Raw genomic sequence first — 19,550 nt, forward strand, 5'->3', positions numbered from 1 at the left:
CGGGCACAGTGATGCATCATCCCATGAAACCGCCATCGCACGCCGGCTCCGTTCAGAAGGGGGCGTCCAAAGCGGGCAATCGAGCGATGAGCGCGCAGCCGCGAGGATGCGCCTGCTTCATTGACAAGTGAATGGCCGCAATCCCTAATCGGGCGGCAGATCGCCGTCCGCCTATCGACCCCTCCATCATGTCCAGAGTATCCACCACTGATTTCGCAGCGCACGCGAGCGTCGACAGCCTTCACCAGGCAGTTGTAGCCGTTACTGCCGCTTCGGTGGCGCGGGACTGGGAAAATGAGCGCCACCAGCACCGCAAGGCACAGCTGATCTATTCGGTTCGCGGCGTCTTGACCTGCGAGGTGGAAGATGGCGTCTGGATCGTTCCTCCGCAGTGCGCAGTCTGGATACCGGGCGACCTTCCCCACTCGGCAAGAGGAGCGGGACACACAGAATGCTACTGCCTGTTTGTCGAGCCGGAGGCCGCACCGGACCTCCCAACGTTCTGCTGTACCGTTGCGGTTTCGCCTTTGCTGCGCGAACTGCTGTTGAAGGCGGCTGATTTTCCTGAGCAGTACGCAGCTGGAGGCAAGGAGGAGCGCCTCATTGCCACATTGCTCGACCAGCTGGCAGAGGCCCCGGTTGAAGATCTGCATCTGCCGATGCCGCGCGATGCAAGACTCCGTCGCCTGGCCGAGTGCCTGCTGGTCGACCCGACCGACAAGACGCCAAAGGGCGTATGGGCGAGCCGCGTCGGCATGAGCGAGCGCAGCATGAGCCGCCTCCTGCAGGACGAGATCGGTATGGGCTTTGGTCGTTGGCGCCGGCAGCTGCACGTCATCCTCGCGCTCCAACGTCTGGCCCAAGGTGAAAGCGTTCAAACGATCGCACTGGATCTGGGGTACGGCAGTGCAAGCGGCTTTGTAACCATGTTTCGCAAGGCGATGGGAAAGCCGCCTGGGCGCTACCTTTCAGAACGTTCCATGCTGGCGCCGCAGATCGCGCCGCCCACAATCACCTTGCCCGGCCATCTGCTGGGCTGAACGGACTGGCCAACTCCCGCCCCCCCCCTGGCCTGCTCCACCTCTGGCCCGGTTCGACCCCGCTCCTTCGTGTAGCCGACTCTCGCCTGCCGCCTGCCGCCTGCCGCCTGCCGCCTGCCGCCTGCCGACCTGGCCTGACTGAACAATAGTCTGGCCTGGGTTCGCCAGTGTTCCACTGGATTTCGTTGTTAAATGTGGCGCCCAAACGCGAATGACTATTATTTATGACTGGCCAGCAGAGCGCCGATGCTCCCCATTACCCGATCAACGTGCTTGCAGGTGCGGATGGGAATTCTGCTCTGGAGTACAGGCGCGGGCGCCCGAGGGACGCCCGATACGCTGGCCTGGCCGTGGCAGTTGCATGGGCCCTGCTGGGCGCGCCGACCGTATTTGCAGGCGAATCCGTTCCGTCGGATCGCGCGGACGAAAGGACAGCGCCGGAAGAGACCGCGTTACCCACGGTTACAGTGCTGGCTCACAAGGACAAGGCGGCCACAGAGGGCACAGGATCCTATACGACGCGGGAGTCCTCTGCCGCCACGCGCATGCCGCTGTCGCTCAAGCAGACGCCGCAGGCACTGACTGTACTGACGCGTCAGCGCATGGATGACCAGCACCTGGACTCGGTGCAGGCAGCACTGGAGAGCACTTCCGGAATCGCTACGTACCAGTCGGACAGTGAGCGTACCAGCTTCTATGCGCGTGGCTTCCTGATCAATAACATCCAGTACAACGGCATACCCACGGTGGTCGGCAGCACCGTCAATGGAAGTGGCATCGGCGCTCTTGATACAGCCTTCTACGACCGCGTGGAAGTCGTGCGAGGTGCATCGGGCCTGCTGACAGGTACCGGCAACCCTTCAGCCGCGATCAATCTTGTGCGCAAACGACCGACACGTGATTTCTCGGCGAGCGCTTCGCTGGGGGCTGGCAGTTGGGAGACCTATCGGAGCGTCGGCGACATCTCCACACCGCTGACCGCGGACGGTCGGATCCGGTCGCGACTGGTGGGGACATACCAGGACGGACATAGCTACCTTGATGGTTACAAGCCGCAGAGGAAGTCGCTATATGGCGTCATCGAGGCCGATCTGACCGCCGACACGACCTTCCGCCTGGGGTACGAATACCAGGACATCACGCCGAAGGGATCGACCTGGGGAGGCCTGCCACTTTGGTTCAGCGATGGTACGCAAGCGGAGTATGCGCGCTCCAGGAACTACGCGCAGGACTGGAGCTATTGGGACAACACCCTCAAGACGGCCTTCGCCGAAATCGAGCATCTCTTCGGAAACGGCTGGAAGTTCCAGGCCACCGCGAATCAATATCGGACCGAGCATGCCGCCGAGCTCCTTGGCCTGATCGGCCGACCTGATCGTGCCACAGGCCTGGGCGTGTTCCCCAACGGGGCCTATCCGGTAGCGCTGGCGTCCGAGGGGCGCAGTCGCCAGAACACGTTCGACGTCATGGCCGGTGGCCCCTTCCAGCTGTTTGGCCGACAGCACGATCTGGTCGTCGGCGCCACCCGCTCGCGGCGCAACGCATATCAGGAGGACGTCGCCCCCTTCTATGCAGGCATCTGGCCGGTGAACGTGTATGAGTTGAGCCCCTCATTCCGCAGGCCTGACTTCGATGCGATGTCCACAGCGCCGACGCGAACCCGAATCAAGCAAGGTGGCGTCTACAGCGCGGCACGACTCTCGCTGGCTGGACCACTGAAGCTGATCGTCTGGGGGCGCCTCAGTACCTATGAAATCGACGATGCGGCCGGTGGAGCACCGGTGCACTACAGAAAAAGTGGCGAGTTCACCCCGTACGCCGGCCTGATCTACGACATCAACGCGACGTACTCGGTCTACGCCAGCCACACAGGAGTGTTCAACCCCCAGACCGAGTATCGGGACAGCAACGGTAACGTGCTGACCCCTTCAAAAGGCAGAACAAGCGAAATCGGGCTGAAGGCAGGGCTTCTTGACGGGCGCTTGACTGCATCGATTGCCCTCTTCCACACCGATCTGGACAACGCCGCGCAATCGGTCGCCGGCACCTACACACCCAGCGGAGCGCAGGCTTACCGCGGCGCCGACGGGACCAGGTCTCGCGGTATCGAGCTGGATCTTCAGGGAGAGCTGTCCCGTGGATGGAACGTCTACGCGGGTGTCGCGCACTTCACTGCGAAGGACGGTGCCCACGAGCGCTTGAACACGCAGTTGCCCCGCACCACAGCGCAGCTTTTCACGACCTATCGGTTGCCGGGCCAATGGGACCGCTTGACGCTGGGCGGCGGCTTCAAATGGCAAAGCCGCTTCTACAACGCGCCCAACACAGGAACCAGTTCCCTGGGTGGAGAACAGGGATCCTATGCACTTCTCTCGGTAATGGGTCGCTACTCCATCACGGACAAATCCAGTGTGGCTATCAACGTCAACAACGTCCTGGACAGGAAGTACGCGCTTCAGAAGGGAGATTTCGACACCGTCGGCTATGGCGCGCCGCGCAATGTGATGGTGACGCTGGACTACAGATACTGATTCATCACTGTACCCGACAAGATCCATAGAGGCTCATCAGAGAACAATCCGCCATGCCCACTCAGCCCTCCTCGCCCACCACCCCGGCCCGGAAGTGTTCCAGACAGAGTTGCATTGCTGTGGCTGACAACTGCCGCTGGCGCCATTCTCTTTGTCACCTTCCAGCTGTTCTTCTACGTCAACGACTTCGACAGGGCCAAAGGAGCGGCACCGGCGATCACGTTTGATAACGATGCGCTCTGGGCATTTCCCGCCTATTACGGGTGCTGGATAGTGACAGTGCTTCTCGCACTGTCAAATACCCGAAGATCCTGGTGGATTGCGCTGATACTGGGGAGCGCACTTGTGCTGCTGAATACGCTCGGCGGCGTCTTCGACGGTTTCAGGGACGGTTGGCACGTCACCTTTTCCGCAATCTTCTTCATCACGCTGCCGGGCCTGTTCGCTGCAGCGACCACCTGGCGACACATCAAACTCAAGGAAGCCGCCCATGTCGATGAACAGCAGTGATTTTCCCCTGGTCTGGATGGACCTCGCGCAAGGCCCCGAACACGAACATCAGGATGACTTCGACGCATTCGAGGAAAATCTGCGCCGGGGGGAGCCCTTCGTACTTCTCACTGATACGGCGCCATCGGAGGAGCATGACCACTCGCCAGCGGAGAAGAAACGCATGGCGCTGTGGATGAAGCAGCACAAGGCCGAGCTTCGCAGGCTGGTTCTGGCGATGGTCCTGGTCGAGCCCAATCCGGCCAAGCGCGTCGCCTACAAGGCGTTCTCGGTACCCTTTTCCAAGTTCTGGGGCTACCCTCTCCACATTGTCACCTCACGCGAGAAGGCAATAGAAGTGGCGAGGAATCTGCTGTCTCAATCAAACGAGACGCCCTGAGCCGCCTTCGTTGGGCGCTGTACCTGCGGCGCCGCAGCGCTCCTGACAGCATGCCTACGAGTTCTTCAATTGAAGGGCCTGCTGAGCGCGCGAGGCCGATCAGAAGTAGAAACCGAGGTTCAGATTCAACCGAGAATGCCAGCGCGAAGGGCCTCCCTCGCTGATGCCGATGCCGTCGCCGCCGGCAAACCACATGTTGCGTCCGGCGATCCAATCGACATAGGTGAGCATGACGCCCTTCTGCAGGCTGCAACCGGTCACGTTCTGCCACGAGTTGCGTAGGCCCGCGCGGTGCCCGACCGGGCGGGTCATGCTGAGGTTGTTATAGCAGGTGATGTCATCCAGCCAGCCCTTCTGGCCGAACGAATAGGCGATGTTGGCGCTTGGCACATCCGCCTGCGCTGCAACCTGGAAGGGGGATTGGAACGCCGACATCGCGATGCGATCTCCGGGTACGTCATACCGGTAGCGCGCCCACTGCAACTGGGCGGTCCAGCCATCGCGCGTCCACTGTGCATGCAGAGCTGCACCCTGGTGACCGTAATGGCGTCGTGTCTGTGTGTTCTGCACTTTGCCGGCGAACGCGGATGCGCCCAGCAACAGGTCCCCGCCAGCCCAGTCGCGCGCACTCTCCACGCGTGCATGCAGCCGTTGCCGCTCGCGATACGGCAACGCCTCGGTCTGCGCGACATCGAAGGAGTAGCGATCGTAGCGAGCGCCCGATCCGTATTCGTCTCCGGAGAACCAGCCCAGATGCCAGGTTGTGCTGCCGCTGCGGTGAATCACTACAAGGCCGGGATCGTAGTCATCCTCGATGCCCAGGTAGTAGCCGGAGCCGAACCAGAAGCTCTGCGAAGCGGTGGGAAGCAGCCCGAACGGGACTTGCTGGATACCTGCCTTCAGCTGGGTAGCATCGGAGAACTGCCAGCCCGCGTAGGCGTGATGCACAGCGTCGAAACCATCGTACCAGCGGTACTGGGCAGAGAAGGAAAACGGCCCGGTCCCAGCGTCGAGGTCTGCACGCAGCAGTTCAAGCTGGAGGCGGCTGGTCGCGCCGTAGTCGAGCCAGCCGTAGTTGAACCTTACCGCGCCGCCCGGCTCGAAGTAAGCGCCGCCGTTTCGATCGCGTTCCGATGCCTCCGCTGTCAGCGAAGCGCTGACGAGCACGGCAGCGGCAATAGAGGAAATGGCTCTCACGATGGGGCTACTTGCCTCCCTGTTCCGCATGTGAAAGCGCGCAAGTGTAATGTCGCGGGCAGTGAAGAAGGCGTTGGTCGATGGTCGGCGCGGTGCAGGCCCGCGCCTTCAGGAAATGACAGAGCCCCCGGCCAGCGGCGCCACGCCATCATCAGGCAGCGGCAACGATCCTCACGTCAACGATTGACGTTGACCACGACGCGTCCGCGGATGCGTCCTGCCATCAGGGCTTCGGCAGTGGCTACAACCTCTCCCAGGCCGATATGCTGGGAGATGGCGTCGAGCTTGGCCATATCCAGGTCCTTGGCAAGCCGTTCCCACGCCACGAGCCGCTCTGCGGTGGGCCGCGTGACGCTGTTGATTCCCAGCAGGCTCACGCCGCGCAGGATGAAGGGCGCCACCGTGGCAGGAAAGTCCATGCCCTGAGCCAGCCCGCACGCGGCCACGGCGCCATCTTCCTTGATGGCGGCACACACATTTGCAAGTGTGTGGCTGCCCACCGAGTCAATGGCGGCACTCCACCGCTCCCGCTGAAGTGGCTTGCCTGGCTGGGACAGCACATTGCGATCAATAACCTCGCTGGCACCCAGGGACTTCAGGTAGTCGGTCTCGTCCAGCCGTCCGGTGGACGCCACGACGTTGTAGCCACGATCGGCCAGCAATGTCACAGCGAAGCTGCCTACGCCTCCGCTCGCTCCGGTAACCAGCACTTCACCGGCATCCGGAGAAAGGCCATGGCGCTCCAGCGCGATCAGACTCAGCATGGCGGTATAGCCGGCCGTTCCGATAGCCATGGCCTGCTCGGGTTGCATGCCCTTTGGAAGCGGGATCAGCCAGTCGGCGTTGACGCGTGCCAGCTGCGAAAGCCCTCCCCAGTGCCGCTCACCCACGCCCCAGCCATTGAGAACCACCTGGTCGCCCGGTTGATAGCGCCGGTCCGCCGACTCGAGCACAGTGCCGGCCAGGTCGATGCCGGGCACCATCGGAAAGGACCGCACCACCGCACCGCCCTGGCCGGTGATTGCCATCGCGTCCTTGTAGTTCAGTGTGCTGTGCGAAACCTGGACGGTGACGTCGCCCTCCGGCAGGGCCGATTCAGGCACCTGCCTGACGTCGACCTGCAATTCGTTTCCCGTCTTGTCTATGTATACGGCGTTGAACATGGCCTTCCTCCTGGGGCAGCGGCAAGGTTGCTGCGTGATTTAGACTGATCGGCTACAAGCCGGCAAAGGAACATGGACTCAGCGGGGCAAGCCCGCCAGGAACGCATTGGCGAAGATCGTGAGCGGCGCAGCGCTGCGCTCAAGCCGTGCTCGTTGGACAGCTCCCTCCCATCCGATCCAGAAGGCGGTGGCGATCTCGGAGCAGCGCGCATCGGACGAGAGCTCAGCGCGCCCCCGGGCCAGTTCAAGGCACGCGGCCAGCCGGGATTCCCATCCGTTGAACACCTCGATCAATCGGGCACGGTAGGCCTGCGGCAATGTCGAGATCTCCTGGCCTAGGTTGCCGACCAGGCAGCCTCGCCGGAAGTCGAATCGTTCCAGGCCACTGCAGGCGTCGGCGACGAATCCCAGGATCCGCTCAAGCGGATCGCGTTCTTCGTCCAGCAGATGCCGGTCGAGCTTGCGGCAGAAATACTCGTCGTAGGCCTCGAGCACAGCCAAGCCGTAGGCCTCTTTGCTGTCGAAGTAGTGGTAGAACGACCCCTTGGGGACACCCAGCTGCCTGACGATTGCGTCGATGCCCGTTGCAGAGAAGCTTCGCTCCGTCAACAACGCGATCCCAGTGCGCACCAGCTCGCGCCGGGTGTCATCAAAGCCGCGATCCGCCCTCGGCGGGCGCCCCCGGCGGCGCGTAGTCGTAGTGACAGCAGGAGTCATGCCGCACATTTTAGACCGACCGTTTTCTAAATTCAAACGGGCAGGTCTGACCCCTCCAGAGTTGCCAGGCTTCGCCATTCTCAGAGCTGGAACCAGCACCCCGCCGATCATGATTGGGATCATGCGCTCGGCATGTCGGCCGGAGCGAGCACGAGCAACAGTGCTGATGCGAACAGCAGCGCGCCCATCACCCTGTCAATCCAGTTGCGTGCCGCGGTTGTGTCCAGATGGCGCATCATTGAAACGCCCATCGCGCACCAGAGTGCGAGACAAAGTGCGGAGATCACCGTAAACGCTGCCGCCAGCACAAGGGAGGTCCGCAGGGGCTCGGCGCCATTGCCGACGACGGCAGTCACCGTCAGCACCAGCACCCAGCTTTTAGGATTGACGAACTGAAAGCAGAACAGCGCCACCACGCTGCCGTGCCGGACACTGGTCGGCGTGGGCACGTGCTTCTCAGGTGGCCGGAGTGTTTCCAGGACCAGGCGGGCGCCCATCAAGCACAGGTACGCCCCGCCAGCAAGGGTCATCAGGGCGTACAGGTGCGGCACGGTTTGGAATGCGGTGCTTGCTCCGGCCGCCACGAGCGCCCACATGCCCAATCCTCCGGCAACGATGGCGGCGATCGCTGGCAGCGCGCTCACGAATCCGGTTCGCGCGGCGATGCGCATGACCAGCAGGTTGTTGGGACCTGGCGTGATGGTGGCAACGGCGATGACACCTGCGCCGATCAGGAGGGCGCTCATCGCACCACCTCTCCGCGCTGAAGCGTCATGGGATCGACCTCAATCGCTTGCCCGGAGGCAAGCGTCACCCGCGCCGGTCCGAAGCGCTCGCGACCGTGCGCAGCCGACCAGTCCGCATCGGGTGCGGCGGCAATGATGCCGAACGGGTTGACGCTTCGATCGTGCCAGTAATACCCGTTGCGAATCACGTCGAGATCGACCGTAGCCGCGACGCCGCGCCAGGAGTACAGGTCTCGCGCGTAGGCCCACAAGTGCGGGTAGTCGATCAGTCGCCGACGTGAACATTTGAAGTGACCGTGATAGACGGCGTCGAACCGGACCAAAGTCGGGAACAGGCGCCAGTCCGTCTCGGTGATGATCAGGCCAAACAGATAGCGTGCATTCGCAAGACGCCGCTCCAACTGATCCAGCATGGCGAACACACTCTCGACAGCTTCTTCGTAGGCGTCCTGCCGTTGCGCGAAACCGGCGCGATAGACGGCATTGAACAGCCCGGCCTGAAGCGCGGCGTTGAGGGCATCGATCCGGCCGCGGAAGGCGGGCGGGACGAGCGTGAACGCCCCCGCGACGTTCGCATCGGCCGCATCGAACGCGCGCATGATGTGCGACGACTCATTGCTGACGATCCTGCAGGCCTGACTGTCCCACAGCACCGGCACTGTTGCCCGGCCGGTGTAACGGGGTGCCGACAGACGGTAAATCTCGTGCAGGTGCCGGACCCGCGAGCCGCATCCCGGGACGACCCAGGAGGCACCGCCGGCCACCGCGTAGCCCTGCATTCGCTCACCACCCGCGATCTGCACCGGCACTGCATGCTCCAGGCGCTTGAGGGCACGCAGCAGCAGGGTGCGATGCGACCACGGACAACTGGACGACGCAATGAGCCAGTAGCGACCCGGTTGTGCACGCAGTCGGCCCGCAATGCCATCCAGACCCTGCCGGAACATGCTTTCCGGTCTCACAAAGCGACCATCGATCATTGTCGAATCGGCATCGACCCAGCGGCCATCGACCAGCATTCCCATGTTCATCCTCTCCGATCTGGACTCGATGCAACATCGTGCGATGGCAAGCTGGTCCAAGGAACGCCGCTTCTGGTCTATTATTGAGTCCACCATGAAGATGCCCCTCAACGGACTTCGGGCGTTCGCCACCGTGTATGCCCACGGCGGGATTCGCTCGGCCGCGCGCGAGCTCGGCATCGTCCACTCGTCGGTGAGCCGCCATCTCGCGGAGCTGGAGCTCTGGCTGGGTGTACGGCTGGTCGGCGACGCTGCAGGCCGGCGAGGAATCACATTTACACCGCAAGGCGAGGCATTGGGCCGAGCCACGCTGTCGAGCTTCCGCGATATCGAGCGCGCAATCACCGCAGTGCAGGAAGCACGCTCCGGGCGATCGGTGACCGTATCGACCACACCTTCATTTGCGGCACGCTGGCTGCTTCCGCGCCTTCCGCGACTCGAGCAGGCGCATCCTCATCTTGAGGTGTCGGTGGTTGTAGACCAGAAGATCGACAACCTGCAGACCGGCGACATCGACCTGGCCATACGCATGGGCCGTGGGCCCTGGCCCGATGCCAGGTGCGAGCCGCTGATGGACGAAGTCCTGTATCCGGTCATGAGCCCGGCGCTGTTCGAAGCTTCCGGCCAACCGGCGCAGCCGGCCGACCTGCTCGGGACGCGGCTGGTGCATGATCGTGATCCACATGCATCGTGGGAGGCATGGCGGCAGCTGTACGGTCCGGCCTCGATGGATGTGACTGCCGGCCCGCGCTTCTCATCGTCAGACCTCGTGCTTCGGGCTGCTGTGCAGGGCCAGGGCGTCGCGCTGGCGCGCCATCGCTTTGCATTCGATGACATCGCCTCGGGCGCGCTGGTAAGGCCATTCAAAGATGCCGCTGTAGTGCTCGGCCCGGCCTACTGGATTGCGCTTCCACTGCACCGCGATGTGCGCAGCGGCGCATCGACGGTGATCGCATGGCTGAAAGAACAGGCGGCGTTTAGCGATACGGTGATCTGAGTGCCCAGCACCTTCAGATCCCTTCTGCCGCGTGTCGTGATTGCCCTGAATTCCAGGCTCCGGGACTCGAGCCATCACCACCACGACAGCCCACGCCTGAAATCAGGCCAAACCCTTGCACGATGGGCGCCTCCCTGCCCCGGCCAGCTATGCAACAATGCCGAAAGCGTCGAGGGCGTTGTCGGCATCAGCCCCAAGCCCTTGGCTTCCCGCATGACCGGGAGTAATTCTTGGCGCGCCACCGAAAACGGCTGGCCGGGCTTCGAAACCCCGGTTCTACGCTGAAGTACAGGCTTGCCAGCCGGCATCACCCATTAGGTGGTGCCGGCTGGCAATCCGTCGGCCGGCTATGGCGGGCGGTGCGCGGAGGCCTTGTGCCTGCCGGTTTAGCGTAGACCGGGTTTCGAACCTCGCACCGTCCGCCACCTTCATCGGTGGCGGCTTCCGTTTATCTGTTCGGAGCCCTGCCATGACCAACGCCTACCCCCCTTCTCCGCACCCGATCCGCCTGCATCCCGCCAACGAGCCCACACCGGATCCCAACGCCTTTGTTTCACTGCTGCACAGCATCGGCGCAGGTGCCGCGTCCAACGGCCGGCCCTGGCCGGAAGGCCATCTTCCGCCAGGGCGACGCATGGCACTGTCCGACGCCGACTGTTCTCTCAATGGCCTGCGCGTGGTGATGGAAATTCTGCTTGCCGCAGAGCGCGCCCGCAAGAATGGAGAGCCTGACCAGTACGTCGGCGACCGTGTGCTGGAAGGGCTGGTCATGGCCGGCCTTGGGCTGACCGCACACGCCAGTGAACGCCTGTTGCCGGAAGGCTGATGCCTCGTCCCGCGGGCGCTGGCGCTCGCGGGACACACAGCCACTCCCGTTGACCGCAGCGTCCGTAGATGTGGGCCCGCCCTGACCGGCGGGCGGCACTTACTAACGTGACCCATCACACCCAACCACGCACCGTTAACAGCCGCGCACTATCCTCGAAGCCCCTGAACCTTCACGAGGCGAGTCCATGACCAAGCTCCACACCGTGCTGATTACCGGCTGCCTGCTGGCCCTGAGTCCGCTGGCCTCGGCCGAAACCGTGAACCTGACCAACAGCGCCGAAGGCGCCAACCGCGATGCCGGCATTGCTGCGGTCAAGAAGAAGCTGCAGGACGCCTGCACCGATCGCAAGGGCTCGCCGGATACCGACTCGTTCGAGGTGGTCTTCGAGAAGACCAGCGACAACCCCAACGTGCCCAAGCCGTACTACGTGGACGGAAAGATGAAGTGCGAGCTGCCGGGTTGAACCCGGCGACCGCTATCGACCGGCGTCGTCCCCGGACATGACGCGGTCGATCCAGCCGGCGTAGCGTGAGATGCGCACGTTGAACACCACCTGGCCATAGAAGCCGGCCTCAAGGGCGTGCTCGGGAACGGCGGTGATCCAGGAGCCTAGGCCGACCAGCTGCCAGTGGTCCTGCACATTGATGACCAGCGGGCCACCGCTGTCGCCGTTGCCGAGCACGCCTTCAAGCGGCAGGCCACGCGGCGGCGGATCGAAGCGGTACCAGAGATAGCGGTCGTTGCCGCCGGTGATGGCGTTGAACGCACGCCGCAGAGCGGTGCGATGCGACCCTCCGGGGATCAACCCCTCGGCGCCATTCCCGGTGGCGCCCTTCCCTATCAAGGTGGCCACCTGCGCAACCTCGCCCGCGCCCCGATAGAGGGCGACGGGCTCGACATCGGCAACGGGCGTTGCCAGCCGGATCAGCGCGATGTCATCCGATGCCGCCAGGAACGCGTGGATCTTCCCTGCACTGCCTGTTGCCAGGGCCTCTTCGCCCAGCGCGGCCGGCATCGGCCTGAAGCCGGGGTGCAGATACACACGCGCGACGGCGTAGTTGCGCCCACCGACGGTGACTTCGCCACCCATGCCGTCCATCGGTGCCGCGTGCGCGGCGGTGACCACCCAGCGCGGAGCGATCAGTACGCCGTGCCCCTCTCCCGGCAGGTCGGCCAGGGCCGGGAAGGCAGATCCATCGATGCGGTAACGGGCATCGTCCACGTCGTCACGGATGACGATGGCCCCGGCAGCAAACGGGACCGTTACAAGCATCAGGAAGAGCCAACGTTTCATGTATTTCTGCATCCCCGTGTTCAAGTGCCCACGCTAGCCGAAATGCACCTGCCTGGTGAGCGGCATGCGACCAGAGCCCGCGCCGGCCGACGAAGGCCGGCAAAGCGGGCGCGGAATCAGGGCTGCGCTGGCCTGCCAAGGGATTCGATCTGCGCCCCGCCCAGCTCCACCACCCGATCGGCGTCGGTGACGACACTGCGCCGATGGGTGATGGCCAGCACGGTCACCTCGCTGGCCAGCGCCCGGATATGACCCATGATCTCGCGTTCGGTGGCCTCATCCAGGGCCGAGCTCGCTTCGTCCAGCAACAGGATCGCGGGCTCGCCATACAGTGCGCGTGCGATGGCGATGCGCTGCCGCTCACCGCCGGAGAGCTTCAGGCCACGCTCCCCGACCGTGGTCTCGAAGCGTTCGGGCAGTGCCTCGATCAAGGTAAGGATGGCAGCCTTGCGTGCGGCGTGCCGCAGCCGCTCGTCATCGCGCGGGCGCCCCAGCAGGATGTTGTCGGCCAGGCTTTCGTTGAGCAGCATCACGTCCTGCGGCACGACGGCGACGGCCGCGTGCCACGTCGCGCGATCGATCCGTGCCAGGTCGGTACCGTCCACCCGTATCCGGCCGTGCTGGGGCTCGATGGATTTCAGCGCCAGCTTGAACAGTGTCGACTTGCCGGTACCGGTCTCTCCCATCAGGAAGGTGATGCCGCCGCGTCCGGCGTCGAAGGTCGCATCGGTGACGCCGCGACCATTGTCATAGCGATGGCTCACTGCGTCGAACTGGAGCAGGCCGCTGCGGGCGGAGAACCGTTCGGCATGGGCCACCTGCGGTTCCTCGGGCGCGGCCCACAGGGCAGAGAGCGGCGCCAGCATGCTCCACGAACGGCCGACGTCATCGATGGAGCGCGCGATCATCTCCAGCGGCAGATTGAGCTGGAGCAGCAGCAGATTGAACAGGACGATGTCGCCCACGCTCAGCTGTCCGCTCTGGTAGCGCGGCAGCAGCAGGGTGAAGGTGACGATGAACTCGACGGCCAGGCCGATGCCCAGCAGGGCGATGAAGCCTACGCGCTGCAGCACGTAGGCACGCCAGCTGTCACGCACGCTCTGCGCCTTCTGCTCGAAGCGCTGCACCATCCAGCCGCTGCCGCCGAACTGCCTGAGCGTTTCCATGGCATTCATGGCATTGCCGACGAAGCGGGCGTTCTGCTGACCAGCCTCGACGGCCGCTTCGCGGTGGATGCGTGCACGTCGGGTAGCGCGAGCAGATAGCGCTACGGCCACCGTGCCGTAGCCCAGCACGATGGCCACGATCTGCATGTTGATCAGCGCGCCCAGGGTGACCAGGGTCAACACGATCTGCAGGGCACTGGGAATGAAGGCCACCAGGCCCAGCTGCACGACGATCTTGAGCGCCCCCCGCCCCTTTTCGCCGGCCACCTGCAGTTCCGCTGCGTTGTATTCCACGAAGAAGCTGCTGGTCTTCTTCAGCAGGCGCGCGAAGTAGCGGGTACTGGTGATGAAGCCCAGATTCTCGCCGCTGAGGAATGACAGATACTGCACCGTGTTCTGCAGCACGCTGCCCACCCCGAGCAGCACGGCGTAGAGAACTAACCACCCGGCCAGGACGGCTGCGCCCTGCCCGGGGAGGCGGTCGATCAACCGCGAGAACAGATAGGGCGCCGCAACGGTGGCCAGGCCGGAGAGCAGCACGGTGCCGGCGATGAGCACCAGCAGCGTGCGATCGGCTTTCCAGTAGGCCGTCAGTATTTCGCTGACAGGCGCGGGCACAGCGAACGGCTTCATCACTCTCGGTCCCCGGCGTCTCGGCGGTCCACAGGGCAACGCAGTCCCTGTACAGTTGAATGATATGATATAACATCGCTCTCAAATGCACGTGACCGTGCTGCAGGCCGATATCGGATGAGAGTGATGGACCGGGGAATGGAACAGGTATTCATGGGCGGTAGGCGCGCGTTGCTGGCCGCGAGCATCGCTGCCGCGCTGCAGATCGGAGCGCCGGCCCAAGCACAGAACGCGGGCACCGACGACGATGCACCCACGGCCACCCTGGACAAGGTGCTGGTCATTGGCAGCAACATCCGCGATGCCGTCGGCGGTGGTGCGTCGCCGGTCATCGTGATCGACCGGGAGGCCATCGACCGCACTGGCGTGGCCTCCCTGCAGCAGCTGTTCGAGAAGCTGCCGCAGAACTTCGGTGGCGGCGCCAATGGTGCCAATGTGGCCAATCTCGGTGTTGACCGTGATACCGGCAACAACTTCGGCCAGGGCACCGCGATCAACCTGCGTGGCCTGGGTACGGGGACTACGCTGACCCTGGTCAACGGCCATCGCGTGACCTCATCGAACCGCTACCAGTATGTCGATGTATCGCTGATTCCACTCAGTGCGGTCGAACGCGTGGAGATCCTCACCGATGGTGCCTCTGCCATCTACGGCACCGATGCCGTCGGTGGCGTCGTCAACATCATCCTGCGCCAGGACTTCACCGGCTATGAGTCGTCGCTGCGGTACGGCACGGTCACCACCGGCAACATGGACGAGTACCAGGTGTCGCAGTCCGCGGGGTGGGCGTGGGACCGCGGCCGTGTGCTGGCAAGTTACGAGTTCCTGAAGCAGGGCAACCTGCCCGCCACCGACAAGGATTTCTCCCGGAACGTCACGGTCAGGCCCTACGATCTCTATCCCGGATCGAAGCGGCACAGCCTGTATGTCGATGGCGTGCAGGAGCTCAGCGATGTGCTGACGCTGAATCTCACCGGCTCGTTCGCCAAGCGCGAGATGGACACCACCATCTCCGGCACGGCCGACGAAACCCGGTTGTTCCCGCACACGCAGCAGTTCGATGTGTTCGCAGGCCTGACCCTGGAGCTCCCGCGCCAGTGGCAGGCGCGCCTGGACGCTGGATTCGGCAGGAACGAGGTGTCCTACGAGCGCACGACCATTACCGGAAGCACCGTCAGCACGGCGCCACCGACGGATACGAACTCTGAATCGCGCTACCTGGACGTGGTGGCCGACGGCGAGGTGTTCAGCCTGCCCGCCGGCCCGGTACGCGCAGCGGTCGGCGTCGGTTACCGCCGCGATGGCTATGAGCTGCTCGATCACCGTGGGCTGGAAAAGCCGCTCGATCTGCAGCGCACGATCAGGTCCGCCTTTTCCGAACTCAACATCCCGCTGCTCAAGGAGATGCCCGGCGTTCGCAGCCTGTCGCTGACCGCGGCGGCGCGCTACGACGACTACAGCGACTTCGGCTCCACCTTGAATCCCAAGCTGGGGCTGCTGTGGGAAGCCACCGAGGGACTCTCCTTCCGTACCAGCTACGGCCGCTCCTACCGCGCGCCGGTCTACCAGGACATGCAGCTGAACAACACCGTGGTCGTGGCGAACGTGCCGAACCCGAACGCGGCCAACGGCAGCACCGTCCTGATGATGCTCTCCAACGGCAATCCCGATCTCGGCCCCGAGCGTGCGAAAACCTGGACCGGCGGGTTCTCGTTCGCGCCGCCCTCCGTTCCCGGCCTCACGGTTGATGCCAACTACTATCACATCGACTATGCGGACCGGATCGGCAGCGGCTTCGGCGGCAGCTTCCCGTCCCTGTTCCTGCAGTCCACGGCCCCCTACGCGGACATCCTGACCGTCGATCCATCGCAGCAGCAGATCCAGCAGGCGCGCCAACTGGGCGTGTCGGGCCTGGGGCTGTTCGTCTCACGTGTGGGGCCGTATGCACTCCCTGCCGGCCTGGATGAGACCAGCAGCCAGGTGATCCTGGACAACCGCTTCCGCAACAACGCATACACCTCGCAGCGCGGCGTCGATCTCAACGCGTCCTATCGCGTCGATGTGGGCCAGACGCGGATCGCGATGAACCTGGCCGGGCAGTACATCCTCGAATCGACGCGGCGCGTGACCAGCACATCGCCCGAGCTGGACGCGGTCAACGCGGTGTACTACCCGGTCGACCTCAAGCTGCGCGGCGGCCTGACCCTGGACCGGGGCCAGGCCGCAGGCGGCGTCTTCGTGAACTACGTGGACAGCTACCGCGATCCGGCCAACATCGCCCACCCACACGTCAGCTCCTGGACGACCGTCGACCTGAACCTCAAGTACCACTTCGGCGCCCCGGCCGGCGACCACGAAGGCACGTCGCTCGCCCTCAACGTGCAGAATCTTCTCGACCGGGATCCGCCCTTCATCATCAACAGCATCAACACCGGCTACGACCCCACCAATGCGACCGCGCTGGGGCGCTTCCTGTCGGTGACCCTCACGCATCGCTGGTAAGCCGGATGAGCCCGCCCTCCCCCGCCCGCTTCCGGCCTGCGTCGACGCTTCGGCAAGTTGCCGGTGTCGCGGCAACCCAGCTGACCTTGATGTGGCGTGAGCGGCGCCTGCCGTGGCTCGCCCTGGTCCTGCTGCTGCTTGCGGGCGCATCCGTTGCCACGGGTGCCGCGCGCCTGTCCCTGCAGGCGCAGGAGCGCCAGGCCGTAGCAGCGGAGGAAGCGCGGCTGTGGGACGGCCAGGGCGTGATCGATCCCCATGCCGCGGCGCATGTGGGACGCGCCATTCCCGCACCGGTGCGACCCCTGGCCGCGCTCGATCCGGGACTGACCGATGTACTGGGCACCTCGGTGTTCATCGAAGGTCACGCACAGAACCCGGCCAGGCATCGCGCGATGGACGCGGGCACCGCCCTCAGCCGGTTCGACGGTTTCTCTGCCGCCTGGGCGCTGCAGGTAGTAGCGCCGCTGCTCATCATCCTTGCCGGCTTCGCCACGCTGTCCGGTGACGTCGCCCGCGAAACCCTTCGCCAGGAACTCGGCACAGGGGCGTCGCCTGCGGTGCTGATCATCGGCCGATTGATTGCTCTGGCAAGTGCTTCCCTGCTGCTGGTGCTTGCCATGCTGGCGGCGACGGTTCCCGCTGTGGCGGGACAGAACGCCGGCTGGATGGACATCGCCGCGCTGCTGGCCATGTGCGCGGCCTACGGACTCTATCTGCTGGTGTTCTGTGCCCTCACGGTCGGTGTCTCGGCGTTGTCCAGCTCGGCGCGGACCTCGCTGGTGGTGCTGCTGGGGTTCTGGGTGGTAGCCACCGTGCTGGTGCCACGAATGGCGCCAGCGGTGGCCGAATCGCTGGATCCCACGCCCACCGCGCCGGCGTTCAGGGCCGCCGTGACGGAAGAGGCGGAGAACGGAGTGGATGGCCATGACCCTGCGGACAAGCGGCTGGACGCCCTGCGACACGCGCTGATGGCGCGCTACCAGGTCGACACGGTGGAAGAGCTTCCCGTCAACTTCCGGGGCGTGGCCCTGGAGTTCGCAGAGAGGAACTCGACGGACACCTACAACCGCCACTTCGAGCTGATCCATGCGACCTATCGGCAGCAGCAAGCAACACAGCGCGCATTCGCCGTTGTTTCTCCGGCCATCGCGCTGCAGTCATGGTCACGCGCATTCGCCCGCACCGATTTCGCGGCGCACCTGGCCTTCCTGCAGAGCGTGGAAGACTACCGCTACCGCCTGATCCAGGCACTCAATGCGGAAGTGAAGCAGCACAAGGCGCCGCAGGGGGAGAAGCATCGTGCCGACATCGCGACCCTCACCCGGTCCGTGGCCTACACGCCGGGGCAACAGTGCCTGGCCGGCATTGCCGCGGCACAGGCGGCGAACCTGGCCATTCTGCTGGGCTGGGTGCTGCTGGCGCTTGGACTGGTGTTCTTCTCGGCCCGGCGCCTGGGGACGACCCCATGAGCAGTCTTTCCGTTGCCGGCCATGAGGTGCGCAGGCTGCTGCGCGATCGGGCGCTGCCCACCCTGCTGATGCTGCTGCTGGCGCTGGCCGCCTACGCCGCGTGGAATGGCAGGGCGTGGGTCGAACAGCGTAACGCCGGCATAGGCGTGATCCAGCTCGAAGAGCAGCACACCCATGACCGCAGCCGGGTGTTCGTCGGCAAGGCGCCCTCGGTATTGCCGCGCGTCCAACCCGTGCTGCCGCCCGCTGCGTTGGCGTCGGTGTCGATCGGGCAGGCGGAGGCCTATCCCTATACGGCCGATGTGGTGGCGTTGGGCGACCGCACCCACCTTTTCAGGAACGTGTGGGCCGACATCGGCAATCCGGCAGCGCGGGCCGCAGGCCGGTTCGATCTGGCGTTCGTCATCGTCTTTCTGCTGCCCTTGGTCATCCTGGCAGCCAGTTATGACCTCTGGGCCCGCGAGCGCGAGCGTGGCATCGCTGCGCTGGTGCTGTCGCAGCCGGTCGCGGTGGGACGGCTGATCGCAGTGAAGGCGCTGGCCCGAGGCGGCGTGGTGCTGCTGCCTGCGGGAGTGATCCTGGTCGGCGCGGCGGCGTGGTCCGGTGCGGAGAGCCTTGCCGGCCTCGGCCTGCTCTCGCTGGTCATCCTTGCCTATGGCGGCTTCTGGCTGGCGGTGGCGGTGCTGATCGGCTGTTTCGCCCGACGCACCACGGAGGCGGCCATTGCGGCCGGCGGAGTGTGGTTGCTGATCGTGGTGATGGCCCCGTCGTTGACCCTCGCCGCAGTGAATCTGGCCGTTCCGCCGCCATCACAGATGCAGCTCGCGACCGACGTGAAGGCGCGGCTGGCCGCAACGGCCAGGCAACAGACACTCCATCGCCGCAGTGCTTCAACGGCTGTACGTTCTTCGACACCGGTGATTCCGGACCACGTGCGCGAGGCCTATGCCGACCTGCTGGCAACCGATCTCGACCTTGCGCCGCTGATCGAATCGCATGAGCGGGCGCAGGATGCACGCCGCCGGGTGCTGGACAACGTGCGGTTGCTGATGCCCGCGGTCGCAGTACAGGACGCGCTGGACCGCATCGCCGGCTCGGACGCGGATCGCGCGCTCGCCTTCCAGGACCAGGTCCATGCGTTCTGGCAGGCCCGTCGGTTGCTGCACAAGGCGTACCTGGATCGCGACGCGCCGCAGACACTTGCCGAATATGAAGCACTGCCCCGCTTCCGGTTCGTGGAGCCGGCCGGCGTGGGCCGGCGTGGAGTGCGTGCCGATCTCGCGGCGCTGCTCGCCGCCACCCTGATTCTGCTGATCGCCGCCGGATCGATGCGTCGCCGGTTGGCGGCCCCTTGA

The 19,550-nt window shown here is 64.6% G+C and carries 17 protein-coding genes; 10 read left to right on the top strand and 7 right to left on the bottom strand.

Annotated features, from left to right (window positions below; all coding sequences use genetic code 11):
- Positions 1-188 precede the first annotated feature (188 nt).
- From AC06FB_RS00760 to AC06FB_RS00775, 4 genes are all read left to right on the top strand, one after another.
- Positions 189-1,040, top strand: coding sequence for an AraC family transcriptional regulator (locus tag AC06FB_RS00760; RefSeq protein WP_283219287.1), 852 nt, complete (start codon positions 189-191; stop codon positions 1,038-1,040).
- 224 nt (positions 1,041-1,264) lie between these two features.
- A complete protein-coding gene (locus tag AC06FB_RS00765) occupies positions 1,265-3,571 on the top strand; it encodes a TonB-dependent siderophore receptor (protein ID WP_478053255.1) in 2,307 nt (768 codons plus the stop codon).
- 114 nt (positions 3,572-3,685) lie between these two features.
- Positions 3,686-4,081, top strand: a complete 396-nt coding sequence (locus AC06FB_RS00770) for a hypothetical protein (protein WP_478053256.1) — start codon at positions 3,686-3,688, stop codon at positions 4,079-4,081.
- Positions 4,062-4,460, top strand: coding sequence for a hypothetical protein (locus AC06FB_RS00775; RefSeq protein WP_111186954.1), 399 nt, complete (start codon positions 4,062-4,064; stop codon positions 4,458-4,460). Before AC06FB_RS00770 ends, AC06FB_RS00775 begins: the two co-directional genes overlap by 20 nt.
- Positions 4,461-4,559: 99 nt before the next feature.
- Here AC06FB_RS00775 and AC06FB_RS00780 read toward each other — a convergent pair whose 3' ends face one another.
- The 5 genes from AC06FB_RS00780 to AC06FB_RS00800 form a co-directional block, all read right to left on the bottom strand.
- Positions 4,560-5,657 (bottom strand): hypothetical protein, encoded by a 1,098-nt coding sequence (locus AC06FB_RS00780; RefSeq protein WP_478053257.1) that lies wholly within the window; start codon positions 5,655-5,657, stop codon positions 4,560-4,562.
- 176 nt (positions 5,658-5,833) lie between these two features.
- Positions 5,834-6,820, bottom strand: a complete 987-nt coding sequence (gene acuI / locus AC06FB_RS00785; RefSeq protein ID WP_065175658.1) for an acrylyl-CoA reductase (NADPH) — start codon at positions 6,818-6,820, stop codon at positions 5,834-5,836.
- A 78-nt stretch (positions 6,821-6,898) separates the two neighbouring features.
- Complete coding sequence (gene acuR, locus AC06FB_RS00790) at positions 6,899-7,537, bottom strand: acrylate utilization transcriptional regulator AcuR (protein WP_053515927.1); 639 nt, start codon at positions 7,535-7,537, stop codon at positions 6,899-6,901.
- Between the two features lie 119 nt (positions 7,538-7,656).
- A complete protein-coding gene (locus AC06FB_RS00795) occupies positions 7,657-8,283 on the bottom strand; it encodes a LysE family translocator (RefSeq protein ID WP_478053258.1) in 627 nt (208 codons plus the stop codon).
- Positions 8,280-9,308, bottom strand: a complete 1,029-nt coding sequence (locus tag AC06FB_RS00800; RefSeq protein ID WP_197599998.1) for a glutathione S-transferase family protein — start codon at positions 9,306-9,308, stop codon at positions 8,280-8,282. Before AC06FB_RS00800 ends, AC06FB_RS00795 begins: the two co-directional genes overlap by 4 nt.
- Here AC06FB_RS00800 and AC06FB_RS00805 point away from each other — a divergent pair.
- From AC06FB_RS00805 to AC06FB_RS00815, 3 genes are all read left to right on the top strand, one after another.
- The gene (locus AC06FB_RS00805; RefSeq protein WP_461289392.1) at positions 9,307-10,302 is read left to right on the top strand and encodes a LysR substrate-binding domain-containing protein; all 996 of its coding nucleotides are present in this window, start codon (positions 9,307-9,309) and stop codon (positions 10,300-10,302) included. The two genes, AC06FB_RS00800 and AC06FB_RS00805, sit on opposite strands and share 2 nt — an antisense overlap.
- Before the next feature lie 469 nt (positions 10,303-10,771).
- A complete protein-coding gene (locus AC06FB_RS00810) occupies positions 10,772-11,128 on the top strand; it encodes a hypothetical protein (protein ID WP_111186949.1) in 357 nt (118 codons plus the stop codon).
- A gap of 187 nt (positions 11,129-11,315) precedes the next feature.
- The gene (locus AC06FB_RS00815) at positions 11,316-11,594 is read left to right on the top strand and encodes a hypothetical protein (protein ID WP_053515798.1); all 279 of its coding nucleotides are present in this window, start codon (positions 11,316-11,318) and stop codon (positions 11,592-11,594) included.
- A 12-nt stretch (positions 11,595-11,606) separates the two neighbouring features.
- Here AC06FB_RS00815 and AC06FB_RS00820 read toward each other — a convergent pair whose 3' ends face one another.
- Entirely contained in the window at positions 11,607-12,425 is an 819-nt protein-coding gene (locus AC06FB_RS00820) for a S1 family peptidase (RefSeq protein WP_197599999.1), read from the bottom strand.
- Between the two features lie 116 nt (positions 12,426-12,541).
- Entirely contained in the window at positions 12,542-14,224 is a 1,683-nt protein-coding gene (locus AC06FB_RS00825) for an ABC transporter ATP-binding protein (RefSeq protein WP_197600000.1), read from the bottom strand.
- 138 nt (positions 14,225-14,362) lie between these two features.
- On the opposite strand from AC06FB_RS00825, the gene AC06FB_RS00830 reads away from it, so the two are divergent.
- Genes AC06FB_RS00830 through AC06FB_RS00840 form a run of 3 tightly spaced genes read left to right on the top strand, consistent with a single transcriptional unit; the run spans position 14,363 to position 19,550 of the window.
- Positions 14,363-16,726: a TonB-dependent receptor plug domain-containing protein gene (locus AC06FB_RS00830; protein WP_258391204.1), complete on the top strand. Its 2,364-nt coding sequence runs from the start codon at positions 14,363-14,365 to the stop codon at positions 16,724-16,726.
- A gap of 5 nt (positions 16,727-16,731) precedes the next feature.
- Positions 16,732-18,195, top strand: a complete 1,464-nt coding sequence (locus AC06FB_RS00835; RefSeq protein ID WP_478053259.1) for a DUF3526 domain-containing protein — start codon at positions 16,732-16,734, stop codon at positions 18,193-18,195.
- A complete protein-coding gene (locus tag AC06FB_RS00840; protein ID WP_197600003.1) occupies positions 18,192-19,550 on the top strand; it encodes an ABC transporter permease subunit in 1,359 nt (452 codons plus the stop codon). The genes AC06FB_RS00835 and AC06FB_RS00840 overlap by 4 nt, the downstream gene beginning before the upstream one ends.

The organism is Stenotrophomonas sp. Steno-C15 (assembly GCF_056393265.1).